Genomic DNA, 17,018 nt, shown 5'->3' on the forward strand with positions numbered 1-17,018 from the left:
ATTCTTGAATGGGCAATACTCATAACATATATAATTTTTATACGCTTTCGCGAAAGCGTATAATGGAGAGGTCGTAATGAACCTTTTTTTAATCTATTATATTAATTACTAACTATTTCTTTGAATCTACAGGAATCTTTATATAACTTGGCTTTTCCTGAGAGTGGTGTACATTGATAATTGCTTTTTTAGCATCTTCTTTAGTCTCTGAAGACACCTCTTTTCCAGAGCTATAATTTTTTTGAAGATACATAGAATTGATTCCTGCAATAGTTAAAATAAATCGACTTCCTTTTTCGGCTGTTAATGCAGTTATATATGGGGTGTCAAATGTACAGAAAAATGGCTCACCTGGTTGTACAGGCTTAGGCTGTGATAGTCCCTCTCTATAACGTAATCTGATCATATCAGCGCCAATATATTTGGTTTCTCCTACTTGATTTACTGTATACAAAGCCACTTGCATATCTGCGTCAGGAACATTCATAGATAGCTGTAAACCCACTTCAAACCTTCCAGCAATAGCAGTAGCCTCTGTTAATGCATCTGATACATAAAGGATACTACCTTTTTCTTCCATAGGTATAGGTGCCATATAATAATCTTCTCCTTCATAGGATGGATACTCTTCTGTATCTAATGGATCATTAGTAAAACTATCTACATCAGTAATAGATGGTTTTTGCGTAGACAAACGCCCTGGATTGATCAATAATTTTGCATCAGATTGCGGACTCGATAAATAATAGGTAAGTGTATTATTAGAGATGTTTTCTAATGCATTGGTATAATTCCATTCATTTTGATCCATCATATAATAAGAGACACGGTCTTGTAAAAATTCAGGTTTCTCTTCATTTTTAAGGGTCCAGTTAAACCAATCTAGATGAAGTTTTTTCATATCCAATTTAGAATTATCTCCGAAAGTAAGTCCGCCTAATTTTGTTTCAGGGTTACGAGTACCTCCGTGTGACCAAGGCCCTAGAATGATGTAATGATTTGATTTACCATTAGAGTTTCCATATTTCATATGCTGTTCATAATAGGTCATTGCACCTGGTTGGTCTGCATCAAAATAACCCGTTATGGTAAGAATAGGAATATCAAATGCTTGATAGTCTTGTGATGTGGGGTAAAAATTTTGCCAGTAGCTATCAAAATCTGGATGTGAAATCCACGTTTGGAAGACAGGGTTTCGTTCATTAAACGCTAAGGTATCCCAATCTTTAAATGGAATAAATTCCTTATACTTTTTAGAGGCTTTGTTGTACCAAAAAGAACCATTGCCAAAGAGTTTATCATTTCGACTGTTTCCTCCTGTAAAATTTAACCACTGTAATGAATAATTACTAAATATCCCACCAGCCTTTGGGAAGTCAATACCAGGACCTACAGAAGCTGTAGGAACAATTGTTTTTAATGCTTTTGGTTTATTCTTTAATGTCATCCATTGTACCATCCCTCTGTAAGAGCCACCCATCATACCAATGTTTCCATTGCACCATGGCTGTTTACTGATCCATTGGATAGCATCATAACCATCAATACCATCTTTTTCAAAAGGTCTGTATATTCCTTCTGAGTTCCCTCTACCTCGCAAGTCAAGCGTTATAAAAACATATCCTTCTTTGGCAAAATACATCCCTCTTTCAACCGCCTCATCATTCACATAAGGAGTATATATAAGAATAACAGGATAAGATGTTTTGTCTCCATCTGGTAAATAAATGTTTGCAGATAGTTCAATACCATCTCTCATCGGAACCTTCTGATAGAGTTGTATATCAATTTCCTGTGCATTGACTGATATATTACTGAAAATTAGGAGTATGCTAACGATAAGGAATTGTTTCATATTGGCTGAGGTACGTTTAAGTTCTTACTAAATAGTTGTTTGTATTTTTATCGAATTTACATCTTTTTTGACACAGCTTTAGGGAATTGAAGAATTCATTTTTTAAACACAACAACGATTTTTAATAGGGTTGGTTGTGAAGTGTATATAGGGTATTATACGCTTTCGCGAAAGCGTATAAAATATGTTATCGATACTCACTTTTTTACCCGATCTTCGTATAGCTATTTTAAATAAATGCTTATGGATCACCAAGAACGTATAGAGGCTTCTAAAACTACTATTTTTAAAGCTGTATTTCCCAATACTACCAATCATTATCACACACTATTTGGAGGCACAGCGATGCAACTTATGGATGAAACGGCGTTTATTACAGCCACACGTTTTAGTAGACAACAAATGGTAACAGTGAGTAGTGATCGTATTGATTTTAAAAAACCAATTCCTGCGGGAACGATTGTAGAGTTGGTAGGAAAAGTATCGTATTTAGGGAATACAAGCCTTAAAATACGGGTAGATATATTTGTGGAAGAGATGTATACAACTTCTAGAGAGAAAGCTGTGTCTGGAGAATTTACCTTTGTGGCGATAGATGAGAACAAGCAGCCTGTAAAAATTAAATGAGTATAGGGTATTAGTATGATTTCTACTTTACGAAAAACAGAAAGATATTCAGAAGAAGAGTTACAGCTTTTAAAAGCAGCTATTGTCGTTCGCGATTTAAAAAAGGGAGAAGTACTCTTAGAAGTGGGTGCTGTATGCTCTCAGGTTTGTTTTTTAGAAAAGGGAGCGATCTATCAATATCGTGTAGATACTGATAATCAAGAACAAATTATAGATCTCAATGCATCTAATGATTGGATTATCAATCATCAAAGCTTTACAGGTCGCAAACCTTCTACCTATTGTATACAAGCTTATGAAGATAGTACCATACAGGTATTGACTATAAATGCTATTCATGCATTAATTGCTCAGTCGCAAACCTTTTTACAAATGGGTACCATTATGGAAAAAGCAATATCGAGAGTTCGTTTTTTTGATGAGCAATATACACCTGATGAAAAATATCAATATATCCTTGAACAACAACCTGCGTTGATTCAAAAATTTCCACAAAAAATGCTGGCTTCTTATCTTAAAATGAGTCCAGAAACTTTAAGCCGTGTACGTAAGCGGATTTCTTAAGAATAGTTTTCTTATCACTTTCTAGAATCACAATGTCAACCTGAACTTGTTTCAGGTTCTCAATAATCTTTCCCTAGAATGAATTTATAATGATGTTCTTGATTCAAATCAAGTGCAAGATCATGGAGAACCTATGATATTTGATGTTTTATAACTAACATATTATTTTATGAAACATCAAGCATATCAAAGTACAGGGTTTTCTCTTATCGTAGGTGCCTTTCTTGTTATTGTTACCATGGTGATGCATCCTTCAGGTGGCAGTATGGAACGTATTCTAAGTATTTCTAAAACAATTACGATTACGCATGCTTTAGCTATTTTTAGCCTTCCTTTTATCTCATTTGGTTTTTATGGACTCACGCATAAACTAATGGATACTCGAAAAATAGCGGTGCTCGCTTTTTTGATCCTCATCTTTGGATTAATTGCAGCGATGTTTGCTGCTTTAGTTAATGGATTAACGGTTCCTTATTTCTTAGGAGACTACGCCCATCGATTAGAGGAGAATAGGGAAGTGCTCGGTCCGATACTCAATTATAGTTTTGCTTTAAATACTCCTTTAGATTATATCTTTATTGTAGGATGCTGTTTAGCCATAGTCTTATACTCTATAAGTATTTTGATGACCCATACTATTCCTAAATGGTTAGGATACTTTGGAATTATTTTTGGCATCTTTGTGAGTATAGGAGCATTAACAGGATTTGTTTTTACGAGTTTAACAGGTTTTAGGATCGTGACATTTAGCATTGCTGCCTGGATACTATGTGCAGGTTTTTTTGTTATGAGAACAAAACCTGATGCTACATAAACAATATTATTTTTTTAGAATATAGAAATCATTTTGTCAACACACACTTGAAGAGAACAGATGAGTAAAGAAAAAATAAAACAAGCCTATGAGCAATTGGCAACCGCTTATAGTAATCTGATTGATCATAAACCTCATAATGCGTATTATGATCGCCCTAATACGTTGGCATTACTTGGTAACGTAAAGGGGAAGAACATACTAGATGCAGCTTGTGGTCCTGGTAAGTATGCAGAAATCCTTATTGATCAAGGTGCTGAGGTCGTTGGAATGGATATAAGTGAGCAAATGATATATCATGCTAAAGAACGGAATCCAAGTAAAGGAAGATTTTTTGTTCACGATCTGGAACAGCCTTTATCAATGTTGGAAAATGATTCTTTTGATACGGTGCTTTGTGCGCTCGCAATGCACTATCTAGAAGATTGGAATCATACACTTCAAGAGTTTTATAGAGTTTTAAAACCCAATGGACAATTAGTATTATCTATAGAACATCCATTTTTTGAATATACTTATTTTAAATCTAAGGAGTATTTTGATGTAGAGCCAGTCTCTTGTACTTGGAATGGTTTTGGAATGCCTGTAAAAATACATAGCTACAGAAGGTCGTTACAAGACTGTATCAATCCGTTGCTCAATAATGGATTTATGCTGGATACCTTATTAGAGCCTAAACCTGTAGCAGCATTTGAAGCCTTAGATCCGAAACATTTTAAAGAACTCAATGAGTTTCCTGCATTTATGCATATAAGAGCTATAAAAAAGTAATCTATTTTTTAACCTTATATTTTAAAGTGGTTTATCGAAAGATTGTCGTAAAATTTGAAGCGAATATCTCGTGAAATTTTGGACTGTTTGAGCATAGCGAGTTTCTAAAATTTAGAGATTGAGTAATAAATTTAGACAAGGTTTCGTCTACCTAGATTTTTTTGTTTCTTTTTTTATCAATGAAAAAAAGAATATAGAAAGAATAATTCTTTATTCTATTTCTTTAATACTTTACGATAAATAAAGAGGGCATCATTAAAATGGATCTATAATAGAAAGTATTTAATCAAATACATTCTATATTTACGCTATGAGTCGAAAAATATGCATTGGTGATATTCATGGTTGTGTAGCAACGTTTAAAGCATTATTAGAACAGCTACACTTTACAAAAGAAGATGCATTATACTTATTAGGAGATTATATAGATAGAGGTCCAGATTCTAAAGGAGTGATAGATTATATTCAAGAACTACAGGAACAACAATATCAAGTAGTGGCATTACGAGGAAATCATGAACAGATGCTTATAAATGATCATACTGCCGAAACAAAATGGAGATGGCATGACATGGGAGATGAAGCACTTTTAAAGAGTTTTGGGTTAAAAAACCTCAAATTACTTCCTATGTCATATATTGATTTTTGTAATACATTACCTTTTTATCATATAGATGATACGTTTATAGCAGTGCATGCTGGGGTGAATTTTATACATGAGAACCCTTTAGAAAACACAGAAGAATTGATGTGGATTCGTAATTGGTATCAAAACATCAATTATGAATGGTTGCAAGATAAGATCATTATACACGGACACACTCCTTTAACCAAATATGAAATAGAAGCACAATTTCAAGACCTTGCAAAAACACAGGTCTTAAATATAGATTGTGGCTCTTTTATGTCTCAACAAAAAGAATCAGGTTTAGGATACCTATGCGCATTTGATGTAACGCATCAAAAACTATACTTTCAAGAAAATATAGATGAAAATTGTAAATACTAAGCAATGTATACCTATAATTTCAGTCCTTTATTTTAACAATTCAGCCCATAAAATCAACACTTCAGGAGGCATTTTACAAAATCTTGTAACAAATATTTTTTTTAAACGTCTTTTAAGTATCAATCAATAAATCAAAATAATTATGAAAACTGAAGTATCAACAGAAACACCAAAGAATTATAGGCGTAACACATTATTAGGAATTTACGTAATTCTTACCACAACATTTGCAGGCGCATATACACTCATTCAATTAATGACAGTAGTATAAAAGACAAAATCTGCGTACAAGTACGCAGATTTCATTCTTCATCATAGCAGATTTTTAATGTCTTTAACATCAAAAATGATGAATTGTTTTCCTATCTGTCGACTAGGATTATACGTCCTTACAGAAAAAAGGAAAAAAAGTTAATTTTTTTTAGAATTACTCGGAATGGTGAGTGAATGCGATACAACTAAAAGTTTGTAAACTAATATCAAATTCAATTTGTTATTAGTGTAGCACCACTACAACTCAACTAAACTAGACAATGTATAAGCACCGTATCATTTTAAGCGCATATTAAAATGGTATAATCTTCGACTAATCAACGTAGATGTTTTGCTTGCTGTTTCGAGTTTACTAGAATAGTGTATTTTAGCGTATACATTAAATACATATCACAATGCGCTATTTATATCTTCCTATATTACTTTTTGTTATTTCTTTTACTAGTTGTAAAGAAGAAGCAGCTCCTGTAGTTGTAGAAATTACTAACACAGAAGTAACGACCACGACGTATTATTTAATAAGACATGCCGAAAAAGATCGTAGTGATCCTGAAAATAGAAACCCATCATTAATTGAAGCGGGACAGGCGAGAGCCAATCGTTGGTCAGAAGTATTTAAAGATATTCCTTTGGATATGGTTTATAGTACTGATTATGCACGTACTCAAGAAACAGCTACACCTACCGCTACACAAAAAGGACTAGAAATACAGTCCTATAATCCAAGAACGTTATTTGACGAGAACTTTCAAAAAGCAACAGAAGGGAAGACCGTATTGGTTGTAGGACATAGTAATACAACACCTTCATTTACAAATGCAATTTTAGGAGAAGAGCGTTTTGCTCAAATAGATGATTCTAATAACGGGAATCTCTATATCGTTACAATAACCGGTGATGAAAAATCAGCACAGGTATTACATATCAATTAATCACCTAATTACTCACGATAGGAATTACTTCAGGATTTTCCGTTTCTATAGTAGATAATAGTTTCAGTTCATTATTTTCAAATTGCGCATCTAAATCTGTGAGCGGAGGAAACTGTGTTTTTGGCTTATAATTACGATAATCCACAAAGCGTACACCATTGACAATACGCTCATTAAAAGCCTCTCTAAAACGAGTACCACCTTCATCTACTTGGTAGTTGTAAGCAATATAATCTACGGTATAATCATCAGTAGCGATCCAATACATATATTGATCTTGGAAATCTTCACCACCTCCTTCTTGTGCAAAAGTTACTTTTATGCGGTAATACGACTGTCCTTTTACGTCATGTATGTCAATGAGTTCTTTCGTCACCGCAGGATCGTTTAGACCATAGGGTAATACTGAAAAGTAATGTACAGAATTCACACTGTTTGCATATCGCTGTTTCATACTATCGGGAACCTGTATGGGTGCGCTTTCGCGAAAGCGTGTAAAGTCCCCTTTACTATCTAATACATCACGTTGTAGGATACATTCTTTATCCATGCAACGCTCAAAAGTACGTTGTCCATTCTCACGAGTAGCTCTATAATAATGATCTCTAAACTTAAAATGAATACTTGCATTATCAATAGTTGGTCCTCCACTTTGTGCAATGGCGCTGTCTACAATCTCTTGAACACTAGGTGTTTTGGGAGAGCAAGAAGCAAGTATTAGAATGCCTATGAATGCAATAATACTTACTAGGTTATGTGTTGTAAAGAACTTTTGAGCGCTATTTTTTGAGATCATAATGAGATAAAATATGTTCGTATGTATATCGTATTAATTTTGGAAATAGTATTCAGTCTCAAAAGTAGCATTTTCATTACATTTGTCCTGATGTCAAAACCAAATACAGTAAATATATTAAATAAGCGTGCACGCTTTGAATATGAGATTTTAGATAGACTCACGGCAGGTATTGTACTTGCTGGTACTGAGATTAAATCCATAAGAGAAGGAAAAGCATCTATTGCCGAAAGTTTTTGTGAATTTAATGATCATCAAGAACTATTTGTGATCAATATGACCATACAAGAATATTCGCATGCTACTTATTTTAATCACAAACCCAAAAGTGAGCGTAAACTTTTATTAAATAAACGCGAACTTAAAAAATGGGAACGAGAGATCAAGAAATCTGGATTGACTATTGTACCACTTCGGCTATTTACAAATGAGAAAGGATTTGCCAAATTAGAAATCGCATTAGCTAGGGGTAAGAAAAATTATGATAAACGTGAAGTCATTAAAGACCGTGATAATAAACGAGATTTAAGCCGTATTAAAAAGGCGTTTAATAATTAGAAAATCAATAGCACTTCTAATAGTCAATTATCTAAAATAAATTAAAAAATTAATTTTTAATTATATGTAAATTAGATAATTATGTTTTTTTTACCTTCCTAAAGTAATCACAACTAACATTTTTTTAAGAAGTTAGCGTTCTTAAGTATAGTTTCTTTGATGCGCTAACTAAAAAACAATCATGACTAAAACTACACTAACCCTCCTTTTCTCTTTTTTTGTTTCTATCGTCTCTGCTCAAATTGTGGGTACAGTACGTGATGATAAAGGAGAATCACTCCCTTTTGTAAATATTTATTTAGAAGATTCTAAAGAAGGAACCACCACCAATGGCGATGGCGAATATGAACTAGATGTCTTAGGTGCTGGAGCAGGTACAAATGCTACCGAGCAAACGTATACAGTCGTTTTTCAATTTTTGGGCTATACCACAGTACGAAAAGAGATTTCAACAAAAAACTCCCGTTATACACTAGATGTGGTTTTAATACCTGAAACAACCTCACTTGATGAGGTGATTGTAGAAGCAGGAGTAAATCCCGCCGATAGGGTAGTACGTGCCGCTATTGCTAATCGAAAGGCCAATTTAGAAAAACTAAGTGAGTATACGGCTAACTTCTATTCAAGAGGATTGTGGCAAGTAAAGAATGCTCCAGAAAAATTCTTAGGTCAAGAAGTGGGAGACTTAGGAGGTGGTCTGGATTCTACACGTACAGGTATTATCTATTTAAGTGAAACTATTTCAGAAATAGCGTATCAGCGTCCTAATAATTTTTCAGAAAAAATCATTGCGAGTAAAGTAAGTGGAGATGATAATGGGTTTAGCTTTAACACAGCAATCGATGCCAATTTCTCTTTTTATGAAAATACGATAGATATTAATACACAGCTTATATCGCCTATAGGGATAAACGCATTTTCCTATTATAAATATAAGCTTGTGGGGACTTTTTATGAGCAAGGAAAGATTATCAATAAAATTGAAGTAACTCCTCGTAGGCCCAAAGATCGTGTCTTTAGTGGTCTTATTTATATTGTAGAAGACGAGTGGCAGTTATATGGTGTAGACCTTGCAACCAATGGCGAAGCCATTCAAGTTCCTATTGTAGAAAGCCTCAATTTTAAACAAAACTTTAAGTATGATGAGACCTATAAACAATGGGTAAAAATCTCTCAAGTCATTGATTTTAGTTTTGGTCTCTTTGGATTAAAAGGCGATGGACGGTTTACAGCTGGATATAGCGATTATGACTTTGAGCCTAATTTTACAAAAAAGTCCTTTACCAATGAAGTACTTTCTTTTGCAGATGAAGCTAATAAAAAAGATAGTCTTTATTGGGAAGAAAAACGACCAGTACCCTTAACCATTGAAGAAACAGATGATTATCTTAAAAAAGATAGTATCCAAGTAATTAGAAAGTCTAAAAAATATCTAGACTCTATCGATGGGCGTAGTAATAAATTCAGAATTTTAGACCCTATCACGGGCTATTCATATACCAATACCTATAAACGTTGGCGTTTAAGTTATGAAGGCATTTTAAATACAATACATTATAACACTGTGCAAGGTTGGAATGGAGAGACAGGACTTAATTATTTTGCGTGGAGTGATGATGATTATACAAAGACATTATACGCTTTCGCGAAAGTAAACTATGGCTTCTCTGATGATAGATTACGTTATAGAGCTGGATTTACAAGACAATTTGACCAAAAGAAGAGAGCAGTTTTAAGTGTTATAGGAGGAGTCGAAACCAAACAATTTAATGCAAATGAGCCTATTTCAAATACCGTCAATACGATAGCTTCTTTATACTTTGAGCGAAATTATTTAAAAATCTATGAGCGTTCTTTTGTAGATGTGGCCTACTCTCAAGAAATTTTTAATGGCCTCCGATTATGGGGAAGTGTAAGCTATGAAGATCGTAAAGGGCTTGCCAATACCACAGATCAGACCTTTTATCCAAAACAAGATATTGTCTTTACAAGTAATAATCCGCGAGATCCTCAAAACCTTTTTCCTCAAGACCCTACAGGAGTTATAGACCACACAATTGTAAAAACAAGATTAAGTGCGCGTATTAATTTTGGTCAGAAGTATTATAATTACCCTACAGGAAAATTTAATATCCCAAATGATCGTTATCCTACCTTATTTTTAACCTATGAAGGTGGACTAGGAGCAGATGAAGATCGGTTTAATTTTACACAATTAAGTGCTAGTTTACGACAAGGGTTTAATATAGGAAACAAAGGTCGTTTTCGATATGCATTAAATGCAGGAACTTTTTTAAACTCAGCAAGTGGTGCTAGTTTTATAGATTACCAACATTTTAATGGAAATCAAACGAGAGTAAATCTAGACGGAAGTAGTTTAAATCGCTTTAACCTTTTACCGTATTATGAACGTAGTACCAATCAAGGCTACTTTGCAGGTCATGTAGAACATAACTTTAAAGGATGGGTGTTAGGTAAAATACCAGGATTAAATAAACTTAATTTTAATCTTGTTGCAGGAGCTCATGTGCTTAGTACAGCAGATAATAGACCGTATACAGAATACTCTATTGGATTGGATAATCTAGGATGGGGTAAATTTCGTTTTCTACGTGTAGATTATGTACGTTCTTCTGGATTAGGCGCTAATGACGGTGCTTTTGTGTTTGGACTGAGTTTTTAATCTTAACACATAGCATATTAACGAATACAGTAGATATCTATATGCTTTAAGGCTGTGCTCTCACGATCTTTTTAAGAATGGCAATTTGTCCTAAATGATAATGGGTATGCTCAACAATACCTTGTAAGTTACGATAGTAATTCCCATACTTAGGATCAATAAATTCCTCCCAAATAGCATCTTCAGGAAGCTGTTCTATAAGCGATGCGAAATGATCTGCGGCCGTATAAGTTTTTTCTAAGAAGGTATCCCAATCTTCTTTGGATTGAATAGGAGGGTGGTCAAAACTAAATTTGTCTTTTCCATCTAAAGGTCCACCTTCCAATACTTGAGTAACGGTATTTACATAATAATGGATGTGATAGGCAAGTGTTGCAATGGTGTTACATTTATAAACTTGTGTAGTCGCTTCTTGCCACGTCACATCTGCAAGTTGATTTTTAAGATTAGAAGCGGTCCAGTTTCCCGAAAAATAAACATCTCTTAAATGTTTGGCGATGTGTTTTGCTGTATTCATAATCAATACTTATTGCGATTCCCATTGAAGTGCGGCATCAGCTTCACCATTAGGGATTACAGTAGAGTTACCTCCTTGTAATATACGTAATTCGTTATGTGTTAATAAAGTACCTGTAAACTCCTTAACTGATGTCTCTTTATGATTTTTCATTGCATTTGTTTTTGTACTTCTAAAATACATCATTTTATTAATTTAAATATCTTGTTTTTCCACATTGTGCAAAAGGAGTTTCTCGGGTAATCATGATACGATGATCTTTAGCAAAATCAGCGATATACTTACCAAATTGTTGCTTAATACTATCGGTTACATTCTTATTTCTGATATTAAAAAAATAACTTTTGATTTGACCTTCTGGTGTAAAATAGAATTTCTGAACAATCGTAATGGTAGAATCTTTAACACCCCAAGAGAACTCTTTTTCGTTTAAGTAGGTACCTATGTTTTGATGCAGTTCACTCCAAGAAGAGCTTACTTCAGTATACATTTCAGGTGCTATTTGTGGATTTAATAGATTGGGATGCGAACTGTCTAACTTTAATGCTTGATAGGCTGCACGATCGGTTTCATTATCAAAATTAAATACCTGAATAGAAGGTGTTTCTTTTGGGCTAGGTTCTTTTTTTACTGGTGTATTTTGTTGACAGCTTATACATACAAAAAGAAAAGATAGCATAAGAATAGTTGTTGATTTCATAGGATAGTAGTTCTATTAGAATTCAAATATAACTAAGTTTTTAGTTAAAACTAATTTGCTAGTTATTTTTTAGTAAAGAGTAGTCGTTAATTCCATGCTTTAATAAGTGCTTCTATTCCTTTTTGGATACCCTCATAGTATTGTGCATCTTTAAACTTAGGTATCATAATATCATCTATTACTTCTTTACAGATTTCATCAGTGAGTATATGTTCTGTTCCATATCCTGTAGCGATACCTACTTTGCGTAATGCGCTACTAAAAACAATGATTAGGCCATTGTCTTTGTTTGGATCTCCAACTCCCCAATCGTTTCCGATGGCTGTCGCATATTGTTGGGAATCTTCATACGGGGAGAGATCATCAATAGTTATAACTACAATTTGACGTGTAGTAGTTAGGTCATATTGATAGAGATGATCCGATAACACTTTGATTTGATTTTCTGTAAATATGTGTTCGTAATCATTAATAATCCCTATAGATTTAGGAAATATGTGTTCTTGAGAGTCCACAATCTCTACAATAGAATCTGCTCGCATCATTTCTGGTTTTTGTGAGTACCCTTTACAACACGTAATGCAGGCTAATACTATTATAATTATGAGTTGCTTTTTAAACATTATTCTTTCAATTAAGTTCAACCATCAAAACCTTTTTCTAAATTTCCTATCTATTTTGTCACAATGACTATCTTTTATTTGTCTAAAGTAAAGAATATGAAGAACAATCTAACCAAACTGGTAAAAAAGGCAAATGCAGGAGATAAGCAATCTTTAGAGTTGGTCATTCTTGAGATTAATGATTTGATATATAATCTTTCCTTAAAGATGTTGCTCTTTCCAGAAGATGCAAAAGATGCTACTCAAGAGATTTTAATTAAGGTAATTACACATTTAAGTACGTTTCACTATCAGAGTCAGTTTACAACATGGGTGTATCGTATTGCAACAAATTATCTGATTACCTATAAAGGGAAAAAATCGAAGGAGTTTGCGATGCCTTTTAAGGAATATGCGGTTTTAATTGACTCAGGACAATCGGATACGGTATCCTATGCTAAAAATGCAGGTGAACTTGCACTTTTAGAAGAAGAAGTAAAAGTAAGTTGTACACAAGGCTTATTACTTTGTTTAAACTCCAGTGACCGGTTGGTATATATTCTTGCTGAGATTTTAGAGTTTAGTAGTAAAGAAGGCGCGGCTATTCTTACAATTACTCCAGATAATTTTAGAAAGAAACTTTCTCGATCTAGACAGAAAATAAGAAATTTCCTAACAAATAAATGTGGCTTAGTCAATTCAGAAAACCCTTGTCGATGTCATAAGAAAATAGATTTTCTAACCCATCAAAAAGTCATCAATCCTAATAATCTTCGGTTTGCCCAGTTTACAAAGCGAAGTATAGATCTCGTTGATCAAATAGGAGACTTAGAGAAAGCAATTGCTATTTATCGCGCTACCCCAGCTATTCCTGCTCCTGAAACTATTATGAAAACGATAAAAGAAACCATTTTAATCACCTAAAAAATTATGAAGTCACCTTTTAATCTCAAGCAGTTTGTGATCATTACATTATTGGTAAGTATTTGGATCAACATATCTGAAGTGTTCAGATACTTTGTACTTGTCATGCCTCGAGTGAAATCTTTTTTTCAATATCAATCAGGAATTGCAGACATGAATATGGGGATTTTTTCTATTTGGGGATTGTGGGATACGTTATTGACGGCGGTACTTGTGTTTGTTTTTTGGTTATTTGCTCGTTCTTTTGGAAATACTCATACATCTGTTTGGGGTGCAGGGATATTCGTTTGGATGGCTGTTTTTGTGATCTTTTGGGTGGCCACAGCAAATATGGGATTATCCGAATGGAGTATTCTTCTCATTACATTGCCATTGAGCTTGTTAGAAATGCTAGTAGGCGCCTGGATAGCTTATAGGTTGTATAAGAGGGTAGATAAGAGATAAGAGATAGGTGATTTTATATGGAGTCGATAATAATAATGTTGGTATTTTCTTTTTTGATAGAGTTTTTGATTTCAATAAAATGAATTAAAAAACCATATGCTAACTCACAAATCCAATAGTCATATGGAAATTCTATCGAATTATATTTATCTGGATCTGTACTGTTCTCATAATCGATCCATTGCTTATAAATATCGGGCACTACTTCTGTTAATGCTCGTTGAATATAGGGCTCTTTTTTTATTAATTTTTTTAGACGATTTGCTTCAATGATGTATGGCTTAATTTTATCATCTATATCATGAGTCATAACCACAAATTCTAAAGTAAGTATGATGATATAGTTTACAAATATCATAAACAATTCCTGCTTTATATTATAATTATCATCAATTCTTTGAGCAATTATAAGATCACTGAAATGATACATGAATGCATATGCATTGTCTCTTCCTAAATAGAGAATTTCGTGTATACCATACTTATCAAGAGTGGATTGTTTTTCTAATGGCTTTATCGTTAGGCCAACATATTGAATAATGCGGAATAAGTTTATAGGATTAATTTGATTTATATCCTCTGAAATTACTTTTATTGATTCCTCATAACCTTTAGAACTAATCCATTTTCTATCATAACAGAATTTTTTAAATGTTATAGGTAATTTATGCGGATCTTTTAAATCTGGAAGAAGAACTTCTCTCGCTTTTATTTTATCTAATTTATAAAACCAGGTGTCTCTACCCATAATTGTCGTATTACGTTACTTATGTAGATTTTAAAGTATTCTAAAATTACGCATCTTTCCTCTTTAAAACCCGTCCTCTAGGTTCATTACCTTCATGAAGTACAATTTCAGAATGTAAGAATTGTGCTGCATCTGCCGAGTCTTTTACTTTGGAAGCACTACGGGTTAACATTTCTGTTTCAAATGCGGTTAATACACTATGTCGTATGCCAGTTTCTCTCCATCCAGATAAAGGCCTGCATTCTTTAGAAATTTCTCTAGCGAGTGCTAAGGCATCTAATAATGCTTGATTAGCTCCCTGCCCTTTAAACGGGCTCATGGGATGTGCGGCATCACCTATCAGCGTTACTTTTTCACCCTTTTGTAATAACTCTGGCGTAAGAAGCTCTCGATCGTAGACAGGATATCCAGAAATTTGCATTGGATGGGTTGCCTCCATAATCTGAGGAATGGGGTCATGCCACTGTGTTCTGCGACATGCTTCTTCTTTTAATGCTTCAGCTCCTTGCTCACTTAATGCTTTTGCTTCTTTTTCAGACATTGGAAAACTTAATTGCCACATGATAGCGTCTGAAGTAAATGGCATCATATAGATCCGTTCATTTCCATTTGCTGTTTGAAAAACAGTAGCTGAGTCGAGTAGGGGACTGTCTACATTTTTGAGTGCTTCTAGCGGACAAATACCCAAAATGACAATACAATCTAAATAACGTAAAGGAGTTCTCTCTTCACCGATGAGTAGTTTTCGGACTGTACTTCGTATACCATCTGCTCCTACAATCAGATCTGCTTTGGCATTTTTCATCGTTCCATTTACTTGAAAACTAAGGTCTACGCCTTCGTTTTTATGTTCTTTGAAATCAATGAGCTGATGTCCCCATTGTACGTTGTCCTGTTCTTGAAGTTGTTCTAGTAACGCTAAGCGTAAAGATTGCCTAGCTATATGAATATTGGTACGTTTTGGAGTAGTTTTTACATCAGATTCCACCCATTTTCTCATTCCCCATTCTCCTAGTATTTTTCCATCAGTAGTATGTACGAGATGTCTTGTAGATACAACCCCTTCTTTTAGGGAAGAAATCCCAAATCCTTGAATAGCTTTACTTGCTTGTTGCAAGGTGAGTCCATAGCCTTGCGATCGTTCATCAAAGCTCGTATCACGTTCATATAACGTAAAAGGAATCTTGCGATGTAAGCATGCCACCGCCAGTGCAACACCGCCAATACCACCTCCTATAATAGCAATGTGCGGGTAGTTTTCTGTATCTGGGATAGGGTAGGTATCAGATGGGAGTAATCCAGATCCGCCACAGTTGGGGCAGGGATATAATTTGCCTTTCGGCGAAACGGGTGCTATTCCTTGTCCCTTTGTTTTTTCAAACGTTTCTAGATCCTTCTTATACTGAAGTCGTACTTTCTTACGAATACGTCGCCTTTTTTTCCCATGCCCTTTACATTCTTGACAAGTCGTCCAGTTATGCGTTTCCGTTGCTATCTTTTTCATGATTCTTCACGCAATACAAATGATGACTTTTATATGTTAAAGGGTATGCGCTTTCTAATTTTTTATAAATATAATTTAAAATAATAAGAGGTAGTATAGGCTTTAAGGCTATGTTTTCCTCTTAGCCATGAATCTCGCAAGCGCAATTTCGCGAAAGCAAAAAAATAAAATTTCACTTAGTAGAAGTTGTTGTATGAAGCTTTAGAACGGGTTTTCAGTAAGATGCCCCAGGTTTACTTATACCATATTTATCAGGAACATATAAATGAAACGTATTTTGCTCATCACAAAAATCTGGTTCTGGCAATATTGATACTTTTTCATTCATACTATCTGTCAGTTCTTCTTTAAGTTCATCAATGTTCTCAACAATTGCCCATTTCGAAATACCATTTTTTTGATATTCTCTGTACGTATTATTTACAATTAACAATTCAGTTTTAAAATTATTGTGAGATTGAGATGTTATTAAGTTTTTTATAAATAGCTCAGTTACTAATCCATTATTCAGTTCATTAATTGTTTTAAATACAGTTATAGAATCACTCGCATTACTCCTGCTCAATAGTTCGTTCAGGTCATTAATGTTCTCCATAAAGAAATAATTTCGATTGCTCCCAGAGTTGGGAATTCGAACAAAGGTTAAAACTTTATTGTTTTCTTTTAGTAAATCAGTTATTGATTTTATAAAGTTGAT

Annotated in this window: 20 protein-coding genes; 11 read left to right on the top strand and 9 right to left on the bottom strand. The window is 34.0% G+C overall.

The annotated features are described in order from the left end of the window. Window positions 1-112 precede the first annotated feature (112 nt). A complete protein-coding gene (locus CHB80_RS11905; RefSeq protein WP_089371692.1) occupies window positions 113-1,855 on the bottom strand; it encodes a CocE/NonD family hydrolase in 1,743 nt (580 codons plus the stop codon). A gap of 243 nt (window positions 1,856-2,098) precedes the next feature. Between CHB80_RS11905 and CHB80_RS11910 the strand changes: the two genes are divergently transcribed. The 7 genes from CHB80_RS11910 (at window position 2,099) to CHB80_RS11935 (ending at window position 6,845) form a co-directional block, all read left to right on the top strand. Next, complete coding sequence (locus tag CHB80_RS11910; RefSeq protein ID WP_089371820.1) at window positions 2,099-2,482, top strand: acyl-CoA thioesterase; 384 nt, start codon at window positions 2,099-2,101, stop codon at window positions 2,480-2,482. Window positions 2,483-2,497: 15 nt separating this feature from the next. Further along, window positions 2,498-3,046 carry a Crp/Fnr family transcriptional regulator gene (locus CHB80_RS11915; RefSeq protein ID WP_089371693.1) on the top strand — a complete coding sequence of 183 codons (549 nt, stop codon included), beginning with the start codon at window positions 2,498-2,500 and terminating at the stop codon, window positions 3,044-3,046. Between the two features lie 169 nt (window positions 3,047-3,215). Next, entirely contained in the window at window positions 3,216-3,860 is a 645-nt protein-coding gene (locus tag CHB80_RS11920; RefSeq protein ID WP_089371694.1) for a hypothetical protein, read from the top strand. Window positions 3,861-3,920: 60 nt separating this feature from the next. After that, a complete protein-coding gene (locus CHB80_RS11925; RefSeq protein WP_089371695.1) occupies window positions 3,921-4,631 on the top strand; it encodes a class I SAM-dependent methyltransferase in 711 nt (236 codons plus the stop codon). Window positions 4,632-4,941: 310 nt separating this feature from the next. Then, the gene (locus CHB80_RS11930; protein WP_089371696.1) at window positions 4,942-5,640 is read left to right on the top strand and encodes a metallophosphoesterase family protein; all 699 of its coding nucleotides are present in this window, start codon (window positions 4,942-4,944) and stop codon (window positions 5,638-5,640) included. Window positions 5,641-5,782: 142 nt separating this feature from the next. After that, entirely contained in the window at window positions 5,783-5,911 is a 129-nt protein-coding gene (locus CHB80_RS25015; protein WP_262486176.1) for a hypothetical protein, read from the top strand. Window positions 5,912-6,308: 397 nt separating this feature from the next. Further along, complete coding sequence (locus tag CHB80_RS11935) at window positions 6,309-6,845, top strand: SixA phosphatase family protein (protein WP_089371697.1); 537 nt, start codon at window positions 6,309-6,311, stop codon at window positions 6,843-6,845. Between the two features lie 4 nt (window positions 6,846-6,849). On the opposite strand, the gene CHB80_RS11940 is transcribed toward CHB80_RS11935, so the two are convergent. Continuing rightward, a complete protein-coding gene (locus CHB80_RS11940) occupies window positions 6,850-7,641 on the bottom strand; it encodes a DUF6503 family protein (RefSeq protein WP_089371698.1) in 792 nt (263 codons plus the stop codon). A gap of 90 nt (window positions 7,642-7,731) precedes the next feature. On the opposite strand from CHB80_RS11940, the gene smpB reads away from it, so the two are divergent. Together smpB and CHB80_RS11950 are read left to right on the top strand one after the other, a co-directional pair. Next, window positions 7,732-8,199 (top strand): SsrA-binding protein SmpB, encoded by a 468-nt coding sequence (smpB, locus tag CHB80_RS11945; protein WP_089371699.1) that lies wholly within the window; start codon window positions 7,732-7,734, stop codon window positions 8,197-8,199. 181 nt (window positions 8,200-8,380) lie between these two features. Next, the gene (locus CHB80_RS11950; RefSeq protein WP_089371700.1) at window positions 8,381-10,882 is read left to right on the top strand and encodes a DUF5686 and carboxypeptidase regulatory-like domain-containing protein; all 2,502 of its coding nucleotides are present in this window, start codon (window positions 8,381-8,383) and stop codon (window positions 10,880-10,882) included. Between the two features lie 46 nt (window positions 10,883-10,928). On the opposite strand, the gene CHB80_RS11955 is transcribed toward CHB80_RS11950, so the two are convergent. From CHB80_RS11955 to CHB80_RS11965, 4 genes are all read right to left on the bottom strand, one after another. Further along, complete coding sequence (locus CHB80_RS11955; RefSeq protein WP_089371701.1) at window positions 10,929-11,399, bottom strand: DUF1572 domain-containing protein; 471 nt, start codon at window positions 11,397-11,399, stop codon at window positions 10,929-10,931. A 9-nt stretch (window positions 11,400-11,408) separates the two neighbouring features. Then, on the bottom strand, window positions 11,409-11,552 hold the full coding sequence (locus CHB80_RS24615; RefSeq protein ID WP_179218141.1) for a hypothetical protein: 144 nt from the start codon (window positions 11,550-11,552) through the stop codon (window positions 11,409-11,411). Window positions 11,553-11,589: 37 nt separating this feature from the next. Further along, a complete protein-coding gene (locus tag CHB80_RS11960) occupies window positions 11,590-12,099 on the bottom strand; it encodes a hypothetical protein (RefSeq protein ID WP_143337115.1) in 510 nt (169 codons plus the stop codon). Between the two features lie 86 nt (window positions 12,100-12,185). Next, window positions 12,186-12,644 (bottom strand): TPM domain-containing protein, encoded by a 459-nt coding sequence (locus CHB80_RS11965; protein WP_179218142.1) that lies wholly within the window; start codon window positions 12,642-12,644, stop codon window positions 12,186-12,188. A 174-nt stretch (window positions 12,645-12,818) separates the two neighbouring features. On the opposite strand from CHB80_RS11965, the gene CHB80_RS11970 reads away from it, so the two are divergent. Both CHB80_RS11970 and CHB80_RS11975 read left to right on the top strand, forming a co-directional pair. Next, the gene (locus CHB80_RS11970; RefSeq protein ID WP_179218143.1) at window positions 12,819-13,625 is read left to right on the top strand and encodes an RNA polymerase sigma factor; all 807 of its coding nucleotides are present in this window, start codon (window positions 12,819-12,821) and stop codon (window positions 13,623-13,625) included. A gap of 6 nt (window positions 13,626-13,631) precedes the next feature. After that, complete coding sequence (locus CHB80_RS11975; RefSeq protein WP_089371705.1) at window positions 13,632-14,069, top strand: hypothetical protein; 438 nt, start codon at window positions 13,632-13,634, stop codon at window positions 14,067-14,069. 13 nt (window positions 14,070-14,082) lie between these two features. On the opposite strand, the gene CHB80_RS11980 is transcribed toward CHB80_RS11975, so the two are convergent. From CHB80_RS11980 to CHB80_RS11990, 3 genes are all read right to left on the bottom strand, one after another. Beyond that, window positions 14,083-14,817 (bottom strand): hypothetical protein, encoded by a 735-nt coding sequence (locus CHB80_RS11980; RefSeq protein ID WP_089371706.1) that lies wholly within the window; start codon window positions 14,815-14,817, stop codon window positions 14,083-14,085. A 46-nt stretch (window positions 14,818-14,863) separates the two neighbouring features. Further along, the gene (locus tag CHB80_RS11985) at window positions 14,864-16,321 is read right to left on the bottom strand and encodes an FAD-dependent oxidoreductase (protein WP_089371707.1); all 1,458 of its coding nucleotides are present in this window, start codon (window positions 16,319-16,321) and stop codon (window positions 14,864-14,866) included. A 214-nt stretch (window positions 16,322-16,535) separates the two neighbouring features. Continuing rightward, window positions 16,536-16,916 (bottom strand): hypothetical protein, encoded by a 381-nt coding sequence (locus CHB80_RS11990; RefSeq protein ID WP_179218144.1) that lies wholly within the window; start codon window positions 16,914-16,916, stop codon window positions 16,536-16,538. Window positions 16,917-17,018: the final 102 nt, after the last annotated feature.

The sequence above is a fragment of the Dokdonia pacifica genome, assembly GCF_900188275.1.
GTDB classification, from domain to species: Bacteria; Bacteroidota; Bacteroidia; order Flavobacteriales; family Flavobacteriaceae; genus Dokdonia; species Dokdonia pacifica.